This is a genomic window from Photobacterium aphoticum (genome assembly GCF_001029435.1).
Lineage (GTDB): Bacteria > Pseudomonadota > Gammaproteobacteria > Enterobacterales > Vibrionaceae > Photobacterium > Photobacterium aphoticum.
Window position 1 is genome coordinate 596,991 of record NZ_LDOV01000010.1, and the last position, 20,229, is coordinate 617,219.

Below are 20,229 nucleotides of genomic sequence, written 5' to 3' on the forward strand. Positions count from 1 at the left end.
TTTTTTCGCCATCCTTTGATGACTTGCACAATAAGCGAGCAGCCGCACAAAAACTGGTCGCTGAAGTGAACGAAAATATTGCATTTTTTTACTCAACAGTTACTTTACTTTGCCCCTGCTCAATAATAATGAGCAACGCGGCAAGAAGCGGTTATTACCACTCCCTCTGATATAGAACAGGCAATGAAAAAACACGTCACATTACCGCCGATCTTTTCTATGCTGTTTGGCTTATCGCTCGTAGCGTTGCTTGCCTGTTACCAGCCGTTTTTGTCTGCGAATCAGACGTCGGCCGGTCACGATATCAATGGATTCACCGAGTTTTTAGAAACCCGTCGTCATCATGACGACACGTCCGATGAATTCTGTGCACTGGCTTACCCACACTCACACGCATCCGTTTGGATTGCGGGTTGTCCTTCACTGTCATCGTCCCGCGTGCTGGATAACGCGAATAAACCCTTTTTACCAAGCACCACGCTGCCACAACTGCCGCGCCGTGTTGAAATTCAGTCATGGGTACGCACAGCAATGACCGATACCCTGCTTCCAACCCCGATTTATCAACTGATGCACGATCAGCACCGTCTTCAGGGCTGGAAAGATGCCAATCTGCAATATCGCACGCTGACAGAGCGTGTGTTTCACCACACCTACGCTTAATTGCATTTCGCGGTTCCATCAGCCTACCGATTCGTATGGCAATGGATCCTGCGCAACATGACTCGCACCTGCGACCCCTTTTCGTTACTTTGTTGAATCGCTGTTATGTTCAAATACAGACCCAGAATTGATTACCCTTTACTGCTGGCAATTACCTTATTGATATTGCTGGGCTCATTAACGGTGTGGAGCGCCAGTGGTTTCAGTGAACCTATGCTGGAACGTCACCTTGTCCGCGCACTGATCGCCATCACTTGTATCCTGTTTATGTCAGCGATACCCCCATTAAAATATCAATTGGCTGCACCGTACCTGTATGGCTTGGCGGTTGTCCTGCTGCTCGGGGTGATCGTGATGGGTGACAGTACCAACGGTTCACAGCGCTGGTTGGCGCTGGGCCCTATCCGTTTCCAACCGTCAGAAATCGTCAAAGTAGCGGTACCCTTGATGGTCGCCTGGTTACTGGTGGTTGATGCTGGCCGTCCGGATCTGAAAAAGATCGCGGTATGTTTACTGGTAACCGGTGTACCGGCGGGATTGATCTTCATTCAGCCTGACTTGGACGGTGCGATCTTCACCGTGATCTATGCGCTGTTCGTGCTGTTCTTTGCTGGCATGAGCTGGAAAATCATCGGCTCGTTTTTAGGGGGCATTGCCACTGCTGTACCGCTGTTGTGGTTCTTCGTGATGGAAGCCTACCAGAAAAAACGTGTGACGCAGTTTCTGGATCCGGAATCCGACCCACTTGGTGCGGGCTATCAGATCATTCAATCGCTAATTGCCATTGGCTCTGGCGGCCTGCGCGGTAAAGGCTGGATGAACGCGACACAAGGTCACCTTGGCTTCATTCCTGAAAGTCACACCGACTTCATCTTCTCGACGTATGCAGAAGAATGGGGCTTCTTTGGCAGCTTGTTGTTGTTGGGCTTGTACCTGTTCATTACTGGCCGTGTGATTTGGCTGGCTTGCCAGTGTGAAAACCCGTTCAACCGCTTGGTGAGTGGGACCTTTGCGCTGAGCTTCTTCCTGTATGCCTTTATCAACATGGGCATGGTCAGCGGCGTGCTACCGGTTATGGGGAGTCCGTTGCCATTCTTCAGTTACGGAGGTACTGCGATGATCACCCAAGGGGTGTGTTTTGGTATCGTGATGTCGTTGTGTCTATATAAGCCGTACAAAGCAAAATAGCTCAGCAAATAACTGAATGATATAACAAATTCACAAGCGCGGCCTCGGTCGCGCTTTTTCATATCCAGAACCTCTCGTCCGACGACACCTCTCTATTCAAAGCTGCGCCAGATCAAATTCTTTTCATGATTAACCAGTAAAGTGATGGAGGCTTTGCCATACTTTCCCCTGTTTATATCAAGATTCAAGGATGACGAATGAAAGACGAAACCCTCTCGATCCACTTCGGTTATGAAACCGATCCCATCACAAAATCTGTTGCGACTCCGATTTACCAAACCGTTGCCTACGAATTTGATAATGCCCAACACGGTGCCGATCTGTTTAATTTGGAAGTCCCTGGCAATATTTACACTCGCATCATGAACCCGACCAATGACGTGCTTGAAAAACGCATGGCGGCATTAGAAGGCGGGATTGCCGGCTTGGTTGTGAGTGCGGGCAGTGCCGCCATCAACTATGCCATTCTGACCCTGGCACAAGCCGGTGATAACATCATCTCGACCCCACAACTGTACGGCGGCACTTACACCTTATTTGCCCACATGCTGCCTCGCCAAGGCATTGAAGTGCGTTTTGCGGCAGACGATAAACCAGAAAGCTTGGCGGCGCTCATTGATGACAAGACCAAAGCGGTGTACTGCGAAAGTATTGGTAACCCGGCCGGTAACATTGTGGATATCGAACGCATTGCAGAACTCGCCCATGCGCAGGGTGTCCCTGTGATTGTCGACAATACCGTTGCCACACCCGCTTTGTGTAAGCCGATTCAGTTTGGTGCCGATATCGTCGTGCACTCACTGACAAAATATGTAGGTGGTCACGGCACGACCCTGGGTGGTGTGATTGTCGATGGCGGTACGTTCCCATGGGCAGATCATAAAGACCGTTTCCCTGTAATGAACGAGCCGGAACCGTCTTATCACGGCGTCGTGTATACCGAAGCCTTCGGTGAAGCCGCATTCATTGGCCGCGCGCGCACGGTGCCACTGCGTAATACGGGATCGGCCCTGTCACCGATGAATGCATTCATGCTACTGCAAGGATTAGAAACCCTGCCACTGCGTATGGAAAGGCACACGGAAAACGCCATGAAAGTGGCCACCTTCCTGCAAAACCATGAAAAAGTCAGCTGGGTAAGTTACGCAGGCTTACCGAATTCTCCATTTTTCCCATTGGCAGAAAAATACATGGCAGGTAAACCCTCTGCCATCTTGTCCTTTGGCCTGAAAGACGGTTATGAAGCCGGTGTGCGCTTCTATGACAGCCTGAAAATCTTCAAGCGTTTGGTGAACATTGGTGATGCGAAATCACTCGCTTGTCACCCTGCTTCAACCACGCACCGTCAGCTCAATGAACAAGAACAAAAGCAAGCCGGCGTCAGCCCGGAAATGATCCGTTTGTCCGTTGGCATTGAACATATCGATGATATTCTGGCCGATCTTGATCAAGCGCTGAGAGCATAATTGCCACTCATCAAAGCAGCAACGCCTGATTTATACCTATAAGGTCTGACGCCATTCAGGCCTTTTCTTTTTGTTACATTTTTCACGTCTTCAGCTATTGATAACCTAGTTAATATCTAAGTCTTCGATACCCATTTTTGGCATAATTCACCGCACTATTTTCGTTTACTCGATCCAACATTCGCATCATGACATTACCTGATTCCTCGCGTATGACTCACAGTCAGTTACAGCCGTTGCCATTTAAATGCCTCTTCACCACATTAAGTGCTATCACTGCGGCCGCTCTACTGAGTAGTGCGCCTGTACACGCCAGCAACTTCACATATAACTACGTGGAAGCGCGCGTACCCATGAACCCCGGCGGCATAGGTGCGGCTGCCAGCTTGCGATTACACCCTAACGCTTATGCCATTTTTGAAGCCGAAAGTGACTTTGACGATGTGTGGCAACTAAAAGGTGGCTTGGGCTTCAATGCCCCTCTCAGTCCATTCGCTGACATTACGGGCCAGATTAAGCTGTTGTCAGTAAAAAATGATAACTACGACAAATCATTGGGACGCAGTGGTTCAGAGTTGAACTTGGGCGTCTCCGGCTGGGTACTACCGCAAATTCAGGCTGGTGGTACAGTTGGGGTGATCAACCTGGATAAAGACTTCACGCATGTGAGCCTGTTTGCCCGCTTTCATGCCAGCAGTGCTTTCTCATTTGGTGCGGAATGGCGCATTAAAGATGTGGTAGATCACGGTGTGATGTTGTCTGCGCGCTACCCATTTTAATTGACTTTTCTCGCGCGCAACAAAACGGCATGCTGATTCAGCAGTTAAGACAATAGAAGGCTATGATTATACTCTGTGAGTGCATCATAGCCTTTTCTGTTTTATTAACGTATTTGAGGTGATATGTCCGAAATTCCACAACCCGCCACACCACCCCATTACGTGATTGGCGTCTTACTCTATGACGGCATTGATTTACTCAGCCTCAGTAGCATTCTTACGGTTTTTCAATCGCTACCAGAGCACTTCGATATACAACTTATCTCTGAACGGGCAGAGCCGATCAACAGTCACCAAGGCATCATGCTCAATGCCACGCAGGATTGCTACGCTCATCCCTCTTTTGATGTTTTCATCATTCCGGAAGGCGCAGGCATTACATCGATGCTGGATAACTCCCCTTTCATGCATTGGCTAACGGCGCTGCATCAACCCTCTCGCTACCTGTGCGGATTGGGTACAGGGGCGGCGCTGTTGGCAAAGGCTGGTCAGTTAACTCAACGACGCGCCACCACCAGCAAAAAACACTTTCACTGGGTTGCAGCCCTCAACGAGGCCGTAAAATGGCAGCCTGTGGCACGGTGGGTGTATGATGATCACCGCTTCACAGCCTCTGGCGGCATGGCAGGCATCGATATGTGCCTAGCCTTACTGGCACACTTAATCAATGAAGAAACTGCCCGCAAAACCGCCATTCAATTAGAGCACCTTTGGATCCATGATCCTGATGATGATCCTTTTGCGCCTCTACACCTTGTCGAATAAGATCAAGGTCATTACAAAGCCCCTAAACCCGTAAAAATGATTCCTTACAGGTTACGATGAGTATCCTACTCCCACATCACGTATTCATCCGCAGCTTGGGCGGCCTTCAGCATGGCAATCAATGGGATGGCACGGGTGTGCAGGCTGACAGCGGGTTCAACATCCAACTCATTGACCTCATCCAACTCCTCTGACACCAGATGCTCAAAGGCCTGCTCATCGAGATGAATTTTTTCAGTCGCTAAGGTTAATTTGGATAAGGCGGTAGGAATGTCTTCAGGTTCAATCGCACCGGGAACCTGTTCGGGATACCCCATCATACGTAACATCTGATGGGCCACATCACCAAACATCATAATATCGGCACTGGATTTACTTTTAAACGTCACTAACATGGGATGCCCTCATTACATGCATTCACTCAGAAAACGGGATGCTCAAATCTGGCTATAAGTGTGAGTGTAATAAGGGCAATTGGCAATTTACGTCGACGAAATGTAAGTTACCGAACTTGTTTGTTCACTGCGGTTTGATGATGCTTATCTTTTAGCGCGTAAAGGTAACCCAACACGCCGCCGGACAGCCCTCCAAAGATGTGTCCTTCATAGCTCACGCCTTCATGCAATGGGAAGAGTCCCCACACAAATGAGCCATATAAAAACATCACTATAATCGCAATCACAATGGATTTAAGGCTGCGGTACATAATGGCGTACACCAGCAAATAGCCCCACAATCCATAAATGATCCCGCTGAGTCCGATATGGTAGCTTTCTCGTCCCATGATCCAGGTACCCAAGCTGCTACCCGCCCAACACAGCGCAAAAATAGCAAAGAAGCGTGAGAGACCGGAACGCGACACCAAAAAGGCCAGAACCGAAAAGGACATCATGTTACTGATCAAATGCCCCCACGATCCATGAATAAAGGGGTGTGTCAGTATCCCGATTAAATGATCATAACTGCGTGGCACTAACCCATAACGCGTGAGGTAACCATGTGTCAGCACGTTCACCACATGCACCACCACACAAATACCGACGATGGCACCAATCACACGTATTGCATTGCCGATACGCTTTTCCATATTCACCTCCTTGTGCACAATCTGGCAATACATTACACGTCATAGGCTTAGACGAAAATACTCATCACGCCATTACACAAAATCTTATTGGGCTTTTTGGAAACCCAGCGCCTCAGCACTGAGCTGCCATTCCGCACTGTTCACCGATGAGATAGGTTCAAGAGTATGGATAATGCTGGCAGGATCCCCACCGGTACACGTGGTGCCATTTAGCTCCATCACGGCGCTAAACAGTGGCTGCTGGCCATTGTCACTCACACACCACTCCCCTTTCATTTCACCGCTTTTTAGGCGACACACTTTACTGATCAGTGCCTGATACTCCTCAACGGAGCCTTTGTCGCTGTCGAGGCACCACAAACGTTCGTAATGTATGTAACCGTCTTTGGGGTGATACACCTTAGCCGGTATCACAGCGGTAAAATCCAGCAACCCGCCACGTGTTGCCTTCACATATTCTTCAGAAATCGTTGCGATGTCCTCACCCAAAACCGGTTCAGGTTTGGAATAAAAACTGCTGATACATGCCACCAGCAAAGAACACATCATCACTACCACCCAATGTCGGCCCATAACCACCTACCGCCCAACTGTTATTCATCCATATATTTCCCCCGAAACACGCCTTCCCTGTATGGCGTTTTTAACGGGTACTCCTTTAAGCATAGTGGTTTATAGGCACGCTCACCGCTCTGACTCTCTACTTAGGATGTAACAACTGCGCAGTGCCATATATTCGCAAAAGGCATACAAATCCACTACCTTTTATTTAATCAGGTCAATTGTCTATTACGGTCTTCGGTCGCCTATGGAATTCACCCCATCATCACGATTACTCATTGCCGACACCGCACCCATTCTCGAGGCTTTTCTCGACAATGGCTTGCATCGTGATTTCGCAATTTACTGTCAGTTTCCATGCCATGAGACGCTGCGTCAGAAAGCAGAACAAGCACACCCTTTGTCTATTGAATTTAACGACGGCATGAAGATCACCAGTCCAACGACGATCACCTGTCTGAAAGAGTGAGCAAGCAAAAGATAAACCCGCAACAAGGAATCTCCCCATGCGCCTACCTGTTGTTCTTATTGCGTTAAGTAGTGTATTAGCGGCATGCAGTTCTGATGTGGCCACCGACTATAGCCAGAGCACCAATTACAGTGCATTCAAAACCTACCAATTTGCTCCCAGCCAGCCTCATACCGCAACCACGCTGGATGCGGGTCGAGTCGAACAGGCCATTGCCAGTGAGTTATACCAGAAAGGATTGAGTGAGGCCTCGGCGGGCGCTGATTTGACCGTTCGTCACTCCATTATCGAACAACGTGACTACCGTTCTTACGGTACATCCTTTGGTTTTGGTTACGGTTACCGAAGCTGGGGGATGGCCTATAGTGCACCGATGGATTTTGAAGAATACCGTTATGGCAAGTTAGTAGTTGAACTGATCGATAATGCCAATAACCAGATTGTTTGGCGGGCGATTTCACGGAAAAAACTGACGGAATCCATGAGTACGAATTCTCGTCGTCAATTCATTGATGGGCAGATTCATGAAATGTTCAAGGAATACCCACCCAATCAGGTAACGGCAAGCAGTACCAGCAGCTACTAGCAACCGTTATTCCCGGTAAAGCGGTATGATCACCAATAGAGCAAGTCCCCAAAGTGGCTCTCAAAGACAAGATCAAAAAAGCCTGACAGTGTCAGGCTTTTTATGGTGTGACAGGCTTTGTCGCACTACGGAAAGATTATCCGTTCTGACGACGCGTCTTCACATTATCAGCTAACTGTCGCAGTACGTTTTCCGTATCTGCCCAGCCGATACACGCATCGGTAATACTTTGACCGTACGTTGGTGTCTGACCTTCTACGATGTCCTGACGGCCTTCAACCAGATGGCTTTCAATCATCACACCGAAAATGGCTTTATTACCTGCTGCAATCTGCTGACCGACATCTTCTGCCACCAGCATCTGACGCTGGTACTGTTTCAGGCTATTGGCATGACTGAAGTCAATCATGACCTTTTGACGCAACCCTGCACTTGCCAGCTGATCCGTAATACCCGCAACATGCTCTTGGCTGTAGTTTGGCTCTTTACCGCCACGCAAAATGATGTGGCAATCTTCATTACCGGCTGTTGAAACAATCGCAGAATGACCAAACTTCGTCACAGACAGGAAATGGTGTGGCGCACTGGATGAACCAATCGCATCGGTCGCGATTTTAATGTTGCCGTCTGTGCCGTTTTTAAAACCAACCGGACAAGACAGACCGGAAGCCAATTCACGGTGAACTTGCGATTCTGTGGTACGGGCACCAATCGCGCCCCAGCTGATCAAGTCACCCATGTACTGTGGCGTGATCATATCCAAGAACTCACCAGCTGTCGGGACACCGGCATCGGTAATATCCAATAACAACTTACGGCCAATGCGCAAACCGTCATTCAATTTAAAGCTGTTATCCATGTACGGATCGTTGATCAGCCCTTTCCAGCCTACCGTAGTACGCGGCTTTTCAAAGTACACACGCATGACGACTTCTAGCTCACCCTTAAGTTCATCTCGCAGTGATTTGAGTTTTTTGCCGTATTCCAATGCCGCGACAGGATCGTGGATTGAACATGGGCCAACAATCACTAGCAGGCGATCATCTTCATCGTTAAGAATTTTATGAATCGCCTGACGCGCCTGATAAACCGTTTTAGAAGCGACTTCCGTCGCCGGGAAACGCTCTAGTACAGCCACAGGTGGGAGCAGTTCTTTAATTTCGCGAATACGCACATCATCGGTTTTGTACATGGTTACTTCCTGAATCAACTCTGTTAGCCGTAAATCTGACTCAATAAACCTCACCGTTAAACTCACGCTGTAAAAAAGCGCAAGGCGTAAATAATGGTTTACAAGAATTTTTTACAGTAATTTCTACATCCAATTGACTTTAACTTATCTTCATTCTATGACCAGTGCAAACACTAATTCGTCGAATGTCACATTTTTTTCATTCTAGTCCTCATTTTCCCTATCCAGCCCATAAATTAGACGATTTGATCATTCCCTGTTGAATAATTCATGCTAAATACTGATTAATAGAACATTACTTTGAAATCTTTCTTTCAAAGCAATAACATAAGTTCAATAATTTTTCGTGCCACCAAGGTTAATCACATGGCTGAAGATGCGGTCATTGCATTTCGCAATATTGATAAATGGTATGGAGATTTCCATGCGCTTAAAAATATTAACCTCACGGTCACGCGTGGTGAAAAACTGGTTGTGTGTGGGCCATCCGGTTCCGGTAAATCCACATTAATCCGCTGTATCAATGGATTGGAAAAGTTCGACCAAGGCACGCTTACTGTCGCGGGCCACCCACTGGATAAACGCCACCTGCACGGTATTCGCGGCAAAGTGGGGATGGTGTTCCAACACTTCCATTTATTCCCGCATATGACAGTACGCGAGAACCTGACTCTCGCTCCCCGTCGCACGCTGAAACTGTCTGCCAAAGAAGCGGATGCTTTAGCGATGGAATACCTGGAACGCGTTCACATTGCCCATCAAGCCGATAAGTACCCCGCGCAACTTTCTGGCGGCCAACAACAACGTGTCGCTATCGCCCGCTCTTTGTGTATGAAGCCCGACATTTTGCTGTTTGATGAGCCGACATCCGCACTCGATCCCGAGATGATCCGCGAAGTACTCGACGTGATGAAAAACCTGGCGCATGAAGGGATGACCATGGTGTGTGTGACGCACGAAATGGGCTTCGCCCGTCAGGTCGCCGATCGTGTCGTGTTTATGGATGAAGGGGAAATCATTGAAGTGGCGCCACCTGCACAATTGTTCGATAGCCCGCAACACCCGCGTACACAGCAATTCTTGCAACAAATTTTAAGTTACTGAGTGCGGGAGAAAACATGCATCAATCCCCCACCACATCTCATACACACACTGCATTTCGCATCGTAAAACCTGTTTTGTCAGGCTTGGTGCAAATCGCCATTGTCGCGGGCGCCTTGTATTGGTTATTACAGAGCGGTGCTGAAGCGATGAACTATCGCTGGCAATGGTATCGCATTCCGCAATACCTCTGGTTTGTCGAAGACGGTGAATGGTTCCCTGCCGAATTACTGGAAGGATTACGCGTCACGCTGGAAATTTCCGCTGTCAGTTTGCTCTGCACCTTGGCTATCGGTTTGATCACGGCGTTGCTTCGCCTGTCCGATTCCATTGTCGGGCGTGCTCTCGCGCGCGGTTACATTGAGCTGATCCGTAATACCCCGCTGCTCGTCCAAATCTACCTGCTGTATTTTGTCTTTGGCCCTATGCTGGGCTTAGAGCGCTTTACCACAGCGGTATTGGCATTGTCTCTGTTTCAAGGTGCCTATACCGCCGAGATCTTCCGAGCCGGTTTAAACAGTATCGATCGTGGACAGTTTGAAGCGAGTGACAGCTTAGGACTCAGCACGTTCGACAAATACCGCTTCGTGATTTTGCCACAAGTGGTCCGTCGCATTTTGCCCCCACTGACAAACGAAGCCGTCTCACTGGTTAAAAACTCTTCCATTGTCAGCGTCATGGCCATTTTTGACCTGACCACTGAAGGGCGAAATATCGTCGCCGACACCGCCATGCCCTTTGAAGTGTGGTTCACCGTGGCGGCCATCTATTTGTGTGTCACCCTTGCGTTATCCGGTTTAGCCGCGTGGCTTGCTCACCGTTTTGCGACTCAACCTCATTAAGCATGCCATAGAAAATGGCAATTAACCGTACCATCGCACGTATTACAACAACATTTATATGGCCGCATTACGTGGCTGACTTTTTTAAAATCACAGGAGAATGGAAGCATGAAACGTCTTTTTTCTGCCTTTTTAGCCATGGCAATCCTCGCCACGGCCACCATCGCGCAAGCGGCTGAGAAATCTACCCTAACCGAAATTAAAGAGCGTGGCACCTTACGTGTCGGCTTATCGACTTTTGTACCTTGGGCCATGCGTGACAAACAAGGCGAATTGGTCGGCTTTGAAGTCGATGTCGCGCGCCGTTTAGCCAGCGATGCCGGTTTGAAAGTTGAATTCATCCCAACCGCTTGGGACGGCATTATTCCTGCCCTGCTTGCAGGCAAATTTGATGTGATCATTGGCGGTCTGTCTATTACGCCAGAGCGCAACCTCAGCGTACTGTTTACTGCACCGTATGCCCATTCTGGTGTGCAATTAGCGGCTAACAAAGAAATGGCTGGCGATAAAGCCACCATTGCTGATTACAACAAACGCAGCGTCACACTGGCGGTTCGCCGTGGTGCCTTTACGGTACAAACGGCGAAGAAATACTTCCCGAAAGCCAAACTGCGCCAGTTTGATGATGAAGCACAAGCCTTCCAGGAAGTGCTCAACGGTAATGCGCACGCGGTACTGGCGTCATCACCGAAACCAGAGCAAATGACGATCACGTACAAAGACAAATTGTACTTGCCGTTTACTGAGCGCCTGAGCCGCGGATCTGAAGCTTTTGCGATTCGTCAGGGCGAATTTGATTTGCTGAACTTCTTCAACAACTGGATCCTACTACGCACCGAAGACGGTTGGCTGAAAGAGCGTCACGATTACTGGTTCACTACTCTGGATTGGCAGAACCAAGTAGCAGAAGGACAATAAGTCTTGGCGCACGTGGACTCTCAAACACACACGCAAACCGTGTCGAGGAAACCTGCCTCGACACGTTGGCGTCTTAACACGTTAGACGGCATCCTGCTGGTGATTATTGCGGGGTTTGCCGTCTGGCTCTATGCCCGTTCGGCCGTCGGTATCCATTATCAATGGCACTGGGAAAAAGCGTTTAGCCTGATCTTCAGTCAAGGGGCCAACGGTGAATTGCCCTACTTCTTCCAAGGATTGATTGCGACCATTCGCCTGAGCCTATGGGGAATGGTGTTTGCTGGCCTATTGGGGTTGTGCCTGGCGCTGGCAAGGCGCTCACCATGGCAGGTTTTACGTTTGCCGGCACAGGCTTATATCCAGCTGGTACGCAACATTCCGCCACTGGTCTTTGTGTTCATCTTCTACTTTTTCATTTCCAGCCAATTGATCCCAGCACTGGGCTTAAGTGACATCCTGCGTAATCACAGTGATGCGATCAATCCGTTGCAAGCCTGGCTATTTGGCCCAGCAAAATTGTGGGAAAACCTGTTTTCAGGCGTATTATGTGTGGGACTGATCGCCGCTGCATACATTGCCGAAGTGATCCGTTCGGGGATTGACGCCATCCCTAAAGGCCAATGGGAAGCGGCCGATTCTTTAGGGCTCAGTCGTTGGGATCGCTTTCGTTTTGTGATTTTCCCACAAGCACTGAGTGGCATTGTGCCGCCGCTTGCCGGGCAATTTATCTCACTGGTGAAAGACTCATCGATCATCTCGCTGATCTCTATTCAGGAGCTTACCTTTGTGGGAAGCGAGATCGCGAACTCATCGGGTTTGATTTTTGAAATCTGGTTGCTGGTAGGCGCAGGTTATTTGGCATTATGTCTGGTATTGTCTTTCTTGTTCAGCAAACTGGAACAACGCAGCCAGCGCCATACTGTGCGTTAAGACAGACACAAACAAGCCATTCAAACGAAAAACGGGAGCACTCATCGCTCCCGTTTTTAATGGATGTTATTGGCTTCGCTTAATTTGGAATATCGACAGCTTACGGTTGTGCTGTTCACGATCGCCGATGTGCTCCATCCCGATCTTCTTCATGACCTGACGGGCGGACATATTGCGGATCGCGGTAAACCCGATGATGCTGCTAAATCCCCCTTCCCTGAAGCCATACTCCAAAATCGCTTTACCGATTTCCGTCGCATAACCTTGATGCCAATGCTCTTCGCAAATCGTCCATTCGATTTCCGCGATAGCATCATCTTCACCATAGGGATTGAGGCCAACACGACCAATAAGTGTGTGACAATCTGTCAAAATGAGCGGGCAGTTAAAATACCCCGCTTTCCATTTCCAGCCAGATTTGTTGGAGTGAAACCAATCCAGAACCGCGCGGGCTTTGTCTTCCGTCCACGGCGCTTCTTCCGTATAGGTATGCACCGATTGGTTAGACATAATTTTGTGCAGGCTAGCTAAATCACCTTCATGCCACGGTCGGACATAAAGACGAGGCGTACGAATACTCGGCGAAATATCTAGTTCCATCATCATCCCTCTTTTATCTGCAGAGCGTTGTACGCCCAAGCGGCATACAACGATCAGTGCCTGACGACAGATTGATGCGTATTATCCTTGTCAGTTTGCAGGTGCATGACCCGCAAACTTAACGATATTCACGAAGGCGCCGGATAACCGTACTAACTAGTCACAGACTTACGGTGACTCGCCTGCGGTAATGGATTTACCGTGATGGATATTAACGGGCGAATTTATCCGCCCACTCCGGCCACAATTTGGTTAGATCCATGTGTGCTTCTATCACATCAGCCACTTGGTCTATCCCTCGCTCTCTCAGTGCATCAAAGTCAGGCGTTTGTGTCGCAGCGAGCCCCGCCCAATGCAAAATGGCATCACAAGCTGCTTGCTGCTCAAAAATGCCGTGCAGGTACGTACCGAACACTTGTCCATCCACACCCAATTGACCATCTGGCCCATCAGGAAGCGACACCGGAGCATCGTTCAGTACCCCTTCCGTTACACCAGCATGGATTTCATAACCTCTTACTGGCACGGTCGGCTGGTCCGGTAACGTCAACGTTCCGTTCACCAGCTTCAGCTGTTTATGCGGTGCCAGAACGGTCGATGTTTGTAAGTAACCCAAACCAGTGCTGGTTCCCGGCTCGCCTTCGATACCGTCAGGATCAGCGATGGATTCACCCAACATTTGGTAACCACCACAAATACCCATCACCTTGCCGCCTAAGCGTAAATGACGTGCAATTTGTTGATCCCAACCCTGCGCTTTTAAGTAGGCAAGATCACTGCGAACACTTTTAGTGCCTGGAATAATAATAAGATCAGATGGCGGAATTTGCTCACCTTTACCGACAAATTGCAGATTAACCTGCGGATGCATACGCAACGGATCGAAGTCAGTATGATTACTTACGCGGGTCAAAACAGGGACGGCAACACGTAATTGCTCGCCTTCTGCATCCACTTGCTGGGCATCAATCGCATCTTCCGCTTCCAGCATTAAACCGTGAATATACGGCAACACACCCAACACCGGTTTGCCGGTTTTTTCTTCCAGCCAATCCAAGCCCGATTCCAGCAATTTAATGTCACCACGGAAGCGGTTAATCACAAAACCTATTACGCGATCTTGCTCGGACTGTGACAACAAGGCCAAGGTGCCATACAAATGAGCAAACACCCCACCACGATCAATGTCAGCCACGATGATCACCGGCACATCAGCATTTTCAGCAAAGCCCATGTTCGCCACATCGTTTTCACGCAGGTTGATTTCCGCCGGGCTCCCCGCCCCTTCAATGATGACGGTCTCAAACTCCTGCTGTAGCAAGTCGAAAGATTCCATAATCGGCGTCATCACCACTTTTTTGTAGTTGTGATACCCCACCGCATCCATATCGGCTAAAGCTTTGCCTTGCACAATCACTTGCGCGCCGACATCGGTATTCGGTTTCAACAGCACCGGATTCATATGGACGGTTGGCTCAACACGACAGGCTTGCGCTTGTACAGCCTGTGCACGGCCAATTTCGCCGCCATCTTTCGTCACCGCACTGTTCAGCGCCATGTTTTGTGATTTAAACGGTGCGACCTTGATCCCCCGTCGAGCCAGCACTCGGCACAAGCCGGCTGCCAATACGCTTTTCCCTGCATCCGAGGTGGTGCCCTGTACCATCAGCGCTTTTATTGTAGGTTGCATTGTTTTCTCGCTTATTTGTTCGCGCGTCATGTTGCGCGCCAATCTTTTAATCTTGTGTGCTTTTAACGCTTAGCGTGCTTTTACGCTCGGCATTCATTGACGCTTAAAATTGTTGCTCAACCGGCCATTGGATCTGTGGCCAGTGTCTACCATCTTGATCGGTATAAACCGTGACGCGGTAACGGGCAGCATACGGCAAATCGATGCGTTGCAGATAACCGGCATTTTCGGGCATATCAAGCAAAATACGCATCAGCTGTTTCATCACTCCCGCATGCGTCACCAATAATACACGCTTGCCGTGACAGACACGCAGTAAGTCCTGCCAGGCCGCCTGAATACGGGCATCAAAGGCTTGTAAGGTCTCACCAGTATGCGGCGTACCCGCCCAAGGGTTGGCCCAGTATTGGCCTAACGTCTCACCCAGACTATCCCACAATGCCTGGTGGCTCTGTCCGTCCCAATCACCAAAGTCCATTTCCATCCATTCGGGAGCGTGATGGTGAGGCACGGCTTGCTGAATAGCAAACTGCTCCGCAAAGACCTGACAGCGTTTTAATGGCGATGTCACCACGTACTCAACATCCGTCAATCCCTGCACGGCGCGAGCCATTTGTGCCAAACCTTCTTCGGTAATAGCAAAATCCGTATGGCCACGTAAACAGCCGTGACCGTCCGGCAGGCCATGTCGCAAAATATCAATACGTGTAATCACACCATTATCCATATTGCCTCTCCTGATTGACGTGTTGGCATTGCGTTGAATGAAGTCCCATCATGCCGTGTCTTTTAATACCTGCGGGATCCCTGCTGTCACAAAGGTGACGCGATCCACTTGTTTCGCTAACGCTTGGTGCAGCCAGCCGCTTTCATCCACGAAACGACGTGACATTTCCCCCATCGGGACGATGCCTTGGCCGACTTCATTACTGACGAAAATGACATGGCCTTGCACACTGTCCAGCACCGACAATAAAGCCGCTTTTTGTTCGGGCCAATCTGTATCCAGATCGCGGTTAAACAAGCAGTTGGTCAGCCACAAGGTTAAGCAGTCCACCAATAAGCAACGATCAGGGTGATCATAGGCGCGAAGGGTCTCCGCTAAGGTGATCGGCGTTTCAACCAATTGCCACTCTGCGGGGCGGTCTTGTTGATGACGCACAATACGTTCAGCCATTTCTTCATCACCGGCCGTTGCGGTAGCAATGTAGACAACCTGCTTGCCAGATTGCATGGCCTGCCACTCTGCATGGCTGCTTTTTCCTGAGCGCGCACCGCCCAGAATCAGTTCTGTTGTCACTGTGTAACCTGCATCTGAAATATCGAGGAGTTATTCCTTATCATTCTAAAAAACTTTTCACTAACAACAACTGATTTATTACGCATATCTCGTTGCGGACACAATTTTAAAGATGAACGCAATCTGAATATTCCCCTCAGAATTCATTCACATGCCGTGTTGTTTAATACAACCATCAACACAAGGAGATAGAACGATGATTAAGAATATTGTGATTGCCATTGCAACAGCTGCTGTACTTATCCCAACGGTTTCTTTTGCCGGTGAACGTGACCATAACGACCGTGCGATGATTCAATACAATGGCCCGGTTGAAACGGTGACTGTGGCTAAACTGCTGGAAGACACCGGTATGTTTACTGAGAAACAAGCCATCGTAGAAGGTCAATTGGTGAAGCAACTGAACCATGACACCTTCATTTTCAGTGACGGTACAAAAGAAATTCAGGTGGAGTTGGATGATGACATTCAGTGGCCAACGGCGATTGATTCAACCACCAAGGTACGTTTGTTCGGCGAATATGAAGGCGGCAATACCCCAGAGATTGAAGTAGATCGTATCCAGCTACTGTAACGCCCCAGCTTCCCCCTACACGCCCTTTCTTCCAAGCCAGCCCTCATTATGAGGCTGGCTTGATTTGTCGTACACCTGTCTAAGATCTCATACTTAGTTAGATTTTCATCACACTCTGACAATCCATTGAATCATTAACCCCTTCATTTCATGGTGTTATCTGGCATCTGGATATTGATTTCTGGTATCTATAAGGCTCACCATTAACAATCACTCACATATCGCGTCTGATGTATCCATTTTCGTCATGCTACAATCCTTCTAGCGATTCTTTTTGAGTACCTTCATGTCTGATGCATTGTTGTTCCACAAAACGTACCAGCACCCAACCAGTAAAGAATGGGTGGTTTTCGTCCATGGTGCGGGAGGAAGTTCATCGATTTGGTTCAAGCAAATCAAGGCTTACAAGCAGCACTTCAACCTCTTGTTGCTTGATCTGCGCGGCCATGGCCGCTCCAATAACATGTTTCAGGACATGATAAAGAACCCTTACACGTTCAAAACCGTCACTACCGATATCGTGCAGGTGCTCAATCATCTAAAAATTCAGTCCGCGCATTTTGTCGGCATTTCTCTGGGTACCATCATTATTCGCAATCTGGCTGAGCTCGCTCCTGAACGAGTGAAAACCATGGTATTAGGCGGTGCGGTCACGCGCTTAGATGCGAAGTCTCAAATTCTGGTAAAAACCGGCAACCTGTTTAAGCATTTCCTGCCTTATATGTGGTTATACGGGCTGTTTGCGTACATCGTCATGCCGCAGAAGACCCAAAAAGAATCCCGCTTAATGTTCATTAATGATGCCAAGAAATTGTGCCAGAAAGAGTTCAAACGCTGGTTTAAACTGGCGGCAGATGTGAACCCGTTGATGAAGTATTTCAAAGAGCGAGAATTGCCGATCCCCACCCTCTATTTGATGGGGGGTAATGACTACATGTTCATCAAGCCGGTGAAAGAGATGGTCAGCAAGCACAAAAACAGCTTCCTGACTGAATTTGATAACTGTGGGCATGTGTGCAACGTTGAACGCCCAGATGAGTTCAATCAACACTCTATTGCGTTTATCCAACGCTATCAGACGCTTCCTGCATAAACCCAACCAAAAGTCAGTGCAAAATCAGCGTAACCTCATGCGCATAAACAAAGAGGCAGCCACTTGTGACTGCCTCTTTCTGTATCCATTCGTAAGAGCAACGCTCTGTACAAACAAATAACTTACGATGCCATCGTCAACACATGCTTGTTCAAAAACGCGGACAGATGCTGTGTTACCACGTCTGGCTGTTCAAGGTTGATCATGTGCCCTGCACCTGGCAGCACAACCAACTCACTACCCACGATACCATCGTGCATCAGGTATGATTCCAATACAGGACGCATTTTGTCCTCAGCTCCCACCATAATAAGCGTTGGGATAGTTAACTCTTCCGCTTCTTCAAACATATCGCGGCGACCGTACACCATGCGCCCCATTTTAGCTAATGCACAGGCTTGTTCCGGCCCCATCGCCAACAAACGGTCTTTAAACGCCATCAGCCAGTCGCTATTTGCAGACTGCGTTGAAGCGTGCAATGGCACAATAAAATCCACCGCTTCAGGGGTAAAACGCTGCGCTGATTCCACAGTTTCAATCATGTTGAAATACTTCGCATGCGCGACTTGCGGCTCCAACGCCACGAACGTATCCATCAAGATTAATGCCTGTACACGTGTAGGCGCTTGAATGGCGATTTCTGTTGCCCACATTCCGCCTGACGACAGCCCAACTAACGAGAACGTCTCGATAGACAATGCATCCAACAATGCCAACACATCACGGGCATAATCAGCAAAACTGCGGGTAGCAGCAGGCGCAACCATGGACTGACCATGGCCCCAACAATCCGGCACAATACAACGGTATGATTGGCTCAGTGCGGCGATTTGATCTGCCCACATGGTGTGATCCCACAGATAGCTGTGACCAAAGACCAATACCGGCCCTTCGCCGATGTCCTGATAATGCATCGTCTGTGATGCTACATTGAATGTCTTCACGCGCAATTTATCCTTTTTTACTGCACGCACTGCCCGCTTTCCGCAATACGTGTCTGATTATTAGCGACATTATATCGATTTATTGGGCTTGTGCGTATTTTCGTTCGACGCCCGCCAAACCTTGTTGATACAGCACCCATGCGACAATACCCGCAAACGTGTTACCCACTAACATGCCCAGAAACAACCCTTGCAGCCCTGCCCACTGTGCCCCCAACCAAATGGCCGGTAAAAAGCAGACAAACAGCCTCAATGCTGAAATCAATAACGCGCGCATAGGCAACGTCAACGCATTACAAATGGACACCATCAGCATACAGATCCCCAATGGCCCTAAGCTGATTGGCACCCACATCAGGTGAATCGATAAAATATCGGCGACTTTGACTTCACTGGTGAGTAACTGGGTCAATACCGGTGAAAGGGCCAACAAGAGCCCCGCAATCACACATTGCCACACCAACACAAACTTCACTGCAATGCGGATCAAGCCTTTGGCGGTCTCCAGCTCGCCACGCCCCAATAACCGCCCCACCATCGGCGGCATCGACATGGTTAACGCCAATACCACGACGATAGAGAAGAACTCCAGGCGTGATCCTAGTGCCCACGCTGCAACGGCGGCGGCACCGAAACTGGCAACTAATTTTGTGGCCAACATGGAGGATACCGGTGGCAGCAATTGGCTCATCATCGCGGGTGCCATGATGTGGACTAACTCTTTCATGGATGCAACCACATCCAAATCTTGCCAATCAAAGGTCATCCAGTGACGTTGTAACACCTTGGGATACACCACCAGCATACCAATACCAAACGCAATGATGGTAGCCCAGGCAGCACCGTTTAGACCCATATCAAAGGTGAAGATCAATAGCGGATCCAGCGCCATATTCAGTACACTGGTCACGACCATCATGATCCCCGGCAACATGGTATTACCATTGGCTCGGCACAGACTGTAAGCAAAATACAGCATGGCACCAGACCAGGAACTGGCCAGCCATACGGGCCAATAACTGTCGATGACCGGATAGACAGTGTCAGGTGCACTTAGCAGGAGCAATATCCAATCGCGGCCGAACCAAATCACCAACGCAAGCAAGAATACGCTGACAGCGCCGGTTAGTACCACTAGCCCACCAAGTTGCTTGGCTCGGTGCGTCTCTCCCGAACCTGACACGCGAGAAATCAAGGAAGTCGTCGCAATGCCCAGCCCGACTTGCAGACCAATCACCACCATTTGCATCGGCAATGTAAAGCCCTGTGCGGCCAACGGTAAAATACCCAGTTGGCCGATGAAGGCACTGTCAACCAACTGAAAACTCATTAATGACAGCACGCCGAATAACATCGGCCACGTCATATCGAACAATTGGCGACCAAGAGGCGTTGGGGTGTCATTCTCCGGAGAAGAAGCACGCGTTGGCTCCACCGACTTTCTTTTAAAAACCATCGCTTAAAAACCACATTGATGAAAT

At 49.1% G+C, this 20,229-nt stretch carries 23 protein-coding genes; 13 read left to right on the top strand and 10 right to left on the bottom strand.

Annotated elements, in window-relative coordinates:
* Positions 1 to 183 precede the first annotated feature (183 nt).
* The 5 genes from ABT58_RS06700 to ABT58_RS06720 all read left to right on the top strand — a co-directional run bounded on the left by ABT58_RS06700 (position 184) and on the right by ABT58_RS06720 (position 4,861).
* The gene (locus ABT58_RS06700; protein WP_047873517.1) at positions 184 to 663 is read left to right on the top strand and encodes a hypothetical protein; all 480 of its coding nucleotides are present in this window, start codon (positions 184 to 186) and stop codon (positions 661 to 663) included.
* A 105-nt stretch (positions 664 to 768) separates the two neighbouring features.
* Positions 769 to 1,851 carry a rod shape-determining protein RodA gene (rodA, locus tag ABT58_RS06705; protein WP_047873518.1) on the top strand — a complete coding sequence of 361 codons (1,083 nt, stop codon included), beginning with the start codon at positions 769 to 771 and terminating at the stop codon, positions 1,849 to 1,851.
* Between the two features lie 197 nt (positions 1,852 to 2,048).
* Positions 2,049 to 3,317 (top strand): O-acetylhomoserine aminocarboxypropyltransferase/cysteine synthase family protein, encoded by a 1,269-nt coding sequence (locus tag ABT58_RS06710; RefSeq protein ID WP_047873519.1) that lies wholly within the window; start codon positions 2,049 to 2,051, stop codon positions 3,315 to 3,317.
* Positions 3,318 to 3,505: 188 nt separating this feature from the next.
* Positions 3,506 to 4,096: a hypothetical protein gene (locus ABT58_RS06715; RefSeq protein ID WP_146147173.1), complete on the top strand. Its 591-nt coding sequence runs from the start codon at positions 3,506 to 3,508 to the stop codon at positions 4,094 to 4,096.
* Between the two features lie 123 nt (positions 4,097 to 4,219).
* Positions 4,220 to 4,861 (top strand): DJ-1/PfpI family protein, encoded by a 642-nt coding sequence (locus ABT58_RS06720; protein ID WP_047873520.1) that lies wholly within the window; start codon positions 4,220 to 4,222, stop codon positions 4,859 to 4,861.
* Positions 4,862 to 4,926: 65 nt separating this feature from the next.
* Here ABT58_RS06720 and ABT58_RS06725 read toward each other — a convergent pair whose 3' ends face one another.
* From ABT58_RS06725 to ABT58_RS06735, 3 genes are all read right to left on the bottom strand, one after another.
* Positions 4,927 to 5,256, bottom strand: a complete 330-nt coding sequence (locus tag ABT58_RS06725) for a DUF1840 domain-containing protein (protein ID WP_047873521.1) — start codon at positions 5,254 to 5,256, stop codon at positions 4,927 to 4,929.
* A gap of 107 nt (positions 5,257 to 5,363) precedes the next feature.
* Positions 5,364 to 5,948: a rhomboid family intramembrane serine protease gene (locus tag ABT58_RS06730; RefSeq protein WP_047873522.1), complete on the bottom strand. Its 585-nt coding sequence runs from the start codon at positions 5,946 to 5,948 to the stop codon at positions 5,364 to 5,366.
* A gap of 84 nt (positions 5,949 to 6,032) precedes the next feature.
* On the bottom strand, positions 6,033 to 6,521 hold the full coding sequence (locus tag ABT58_RS06735) for a hypothetical protein (RefSeq protein ID WP_047873523.1): 489 nt from the start codon (positions 6,519 to 6,521) through the stop codon (positions 6,033 to 6,035).
* A 235-nt stretch (positions 6,522 to 6,756) separates the two neighbouring features.
* Between ABT58_RS06735 and ABT58_RS06740 the strand changes: the two genes are divergently transcribed.
* The gene (locus ABT58_RS06740; RefSeq protein ID WP_047873524.1) at positions 6,757 to 6,978 is read left to right on the top strand and encodes a hypothetical protein; all 222 of its coding nucleotides are present in this window, start codon (positions 6,757 to 6,759) and stop codon (positions 6,976 to 6,978) included.
* 37 nt (positions 6,979 to 7,015) lie between these two features.
* Positions 7,016 to 7,564: a DUF4136 domain-containing protein gene (locus tag ABT58_RS06745; protein ID WP_047873525.1), complete on the top strand. Its 549-nt coding sequence runs from the start codon at positions 7,016 to 7,018 to the stop codon at positions 7,562 to 7,564.
* A 136-nt stretch (positions 7,565 to 7,700) separates the two neighbouring features.
* Here the strand turns inward: ABT58_RS06745 and aroG are convergent, their stop codons facing one another.
* The gene (gene aroG, locus ABT58_RS06750) at positions 7,701 to 8,756 is read right to left on the bottom strand and encodes a 3-deoxy-7-phosphoheptulonate synthase AroG (protein WP_047873526.1); all 1,056 of its coding nucleotides are present in this window, start codon (positions 8,754 to 8,756) and stop codon (positions 7,701 to 7,703) included.
* A 366-nt stretch (positions 8,757 to 9,122) separates the two neighbouring features.
* Between aroG and ABT58_RS06755 the strand changes: the two genes are divergently transcribed.
* From ABT58_RS06755 to ABT58_RS06770, 4 genes are all read left to right on the top strand, one after another.
* Entirely contained in the window at positions 9,123 to 9,860 is a 738-nt protein-coding gene (locus ABT58_RS06755; protein WP_047873527.1) for an amino acid ABC transporter ATP-binding protein, read from the top strand.
* A gap of 14 nt (positions 9,861 to 9,874) precedes the next feature.
* Complete coding sequence (locus tag ABT58_RS06760; protein ID WP_047873528.1) at positions 9,875 to 10,699, top strand: amino acid ABC transporter permease; 825 nt, start codon at positions 9,875 to 9,877, stop codon at positions 10,697 to 10,699.
* A gap of 138 nt (positions 10,700 to 10,837) precedes the next feature.
* Entirely contained in the window at positions 10,838 to 11,617 is a 780-nt protein-coding gene (locus ABT58_RS06765) for a transporter substrate-binding domain-containing protein (RefSeq protein WP_229821570.1), read from the top strand.
* Positions 11,618 to 11,629: 12 nt separating this feature from the next.
* On the top strand, positions 11,630 to 12,547 hold the full coding sequence (locus tag ABT58_RS06770; protein WP_082211006.1) for an amino acid ABC transporter permease: 918 nt from the start codon (positions 11,630 to 11,632) through the stop codon (positions 12,545 to 12,547).
* Between the two features lie 66 nt (positions 12,548 to 12,613).
* Here ABT58_RS06770 and ABT58_RS23445 read toward each other — a convergent pair whose 3' ends face one another.
* The 4 genes from ABT58_RS23445 to cobU form a co-directional block, all read right to left on the bottom strand.
* Positions 12,614 to 13,150, bottom strand: coding sequence for a GNAT family N-acetyltransferase (locus tag ABT58_RS23445; RefSeq protein WP_053063004.1), 537 nt, complete (start codon positions 13,148 to 13,150; stop codon positions 12,614 to 12,616).
* A 208-nt stretch (positions 13,151 to 13,358) separates the two neighbouring features.
* The gene (locus ABT58_RS06780) at positions 13,359 to 14,837 is read right to left on the bottom strand and encodes a cobyric acid synthase (protein ID WP_047873530.1); all 1,479 of its coding nucleotides are present in this window, start codon (positions 14,835 to 14,837) and stop codon (positions 13,359 to 13,361) included.
* 103 nt (positions 14,838 to 14,940) lie between these two features.
* Positions 14,941 to 15,564 (bottom strand): histidine phosphatase family protein, encoded by a 624-nt coding sequence (locus tag ABT58_RS06785; RefSeq protein WP_047873531.1) that lies wholly within the window; start codon positions 15,562 to 15,564, stop codon positions 14,941 to 14,943.
* Positions 15,565 to 15,612: 48 nt separating this feature from the next.
* Positions 15,613 to 16,137, bottom strand: coding sequence for a bifunctional adenosylcobinamide kinase/adenosylcobinamide-phosphate guanylyltransferase (gene cobU, locus ABT58_RS06790; protein ID WP_189595445.1), 525 nt, complete (start codon positions 16,135 to 16,137; stop codon positions 15,613 to 15,615).
* 199 nt (positions 16,138 to 16,336) lie between these two features.
* Between cobU and ABT58_RS06795 the strand changes: the two genes are divergently transcribed.
* Together ABT58_RS06795 and ABT58_RS06800 are read left to right on the top strand one after the other, a co-directional pair.
* Positions 16,337 to 16,711: a YgiW/YdeI family stress tolerance OB fold protein gene (locus ABT58_RS06795; protein WP_047873675.1), complete on the top strand. Its 375-nt coding sequence runs from the start codon at positions 16,337 to 16,339 to the stop codon at positions 16,709 to 16,711.
* Positions 16,712 to 16,997: 286 nt separating this feature from the next.
* Positions 16,998 to 17,804: an alpha/beta fold hydrolase gene (locus ABT58_RS06800; protein ID WP_047873533.1), complete on the top strand. Its 807-nt coding sequence runs from the start codon at positions 16,998 to 17,000 to the stop codon at positions 17,802 to 17,804.
* A gap of 122 nt (positions 17,805 to 17,926) precedes the next feature.
* On the opposite strand, the gene ABT58_RS06805 is transcribed toward ABT58_RS06800, so the two are convergent.
* Both ABT58_RS06805 and ABT58_RS06810 read right to left on the bottom strand, forming a co-directional pair.
* A complete protein-coding gene (locus ABT58_RS06805; RefSeq protein ID WP_107204981.1) occupies positions 17,927 to 18,748 on the bottom strand; it encodes an alpha/beta fold hydrolase in 822 nt (273 codons plus the stop codon).
* 79 nt (positions 18,749 to 18,827) lie between these two features.
* Positions 18,828 to 20,114 (bottom strand): MATE family efflux transporter, encoded by a 1,287-nt coding sequence (locus tag ABT58_RS06810; protein WP_082211007.1) that lies wholly within the window; start codon positions 20,112 to 20,114, stop codon positions 18,828 to 18,830.
* Positions 20,115 to 20,229 lie beyond the last annotated feature (115 nt).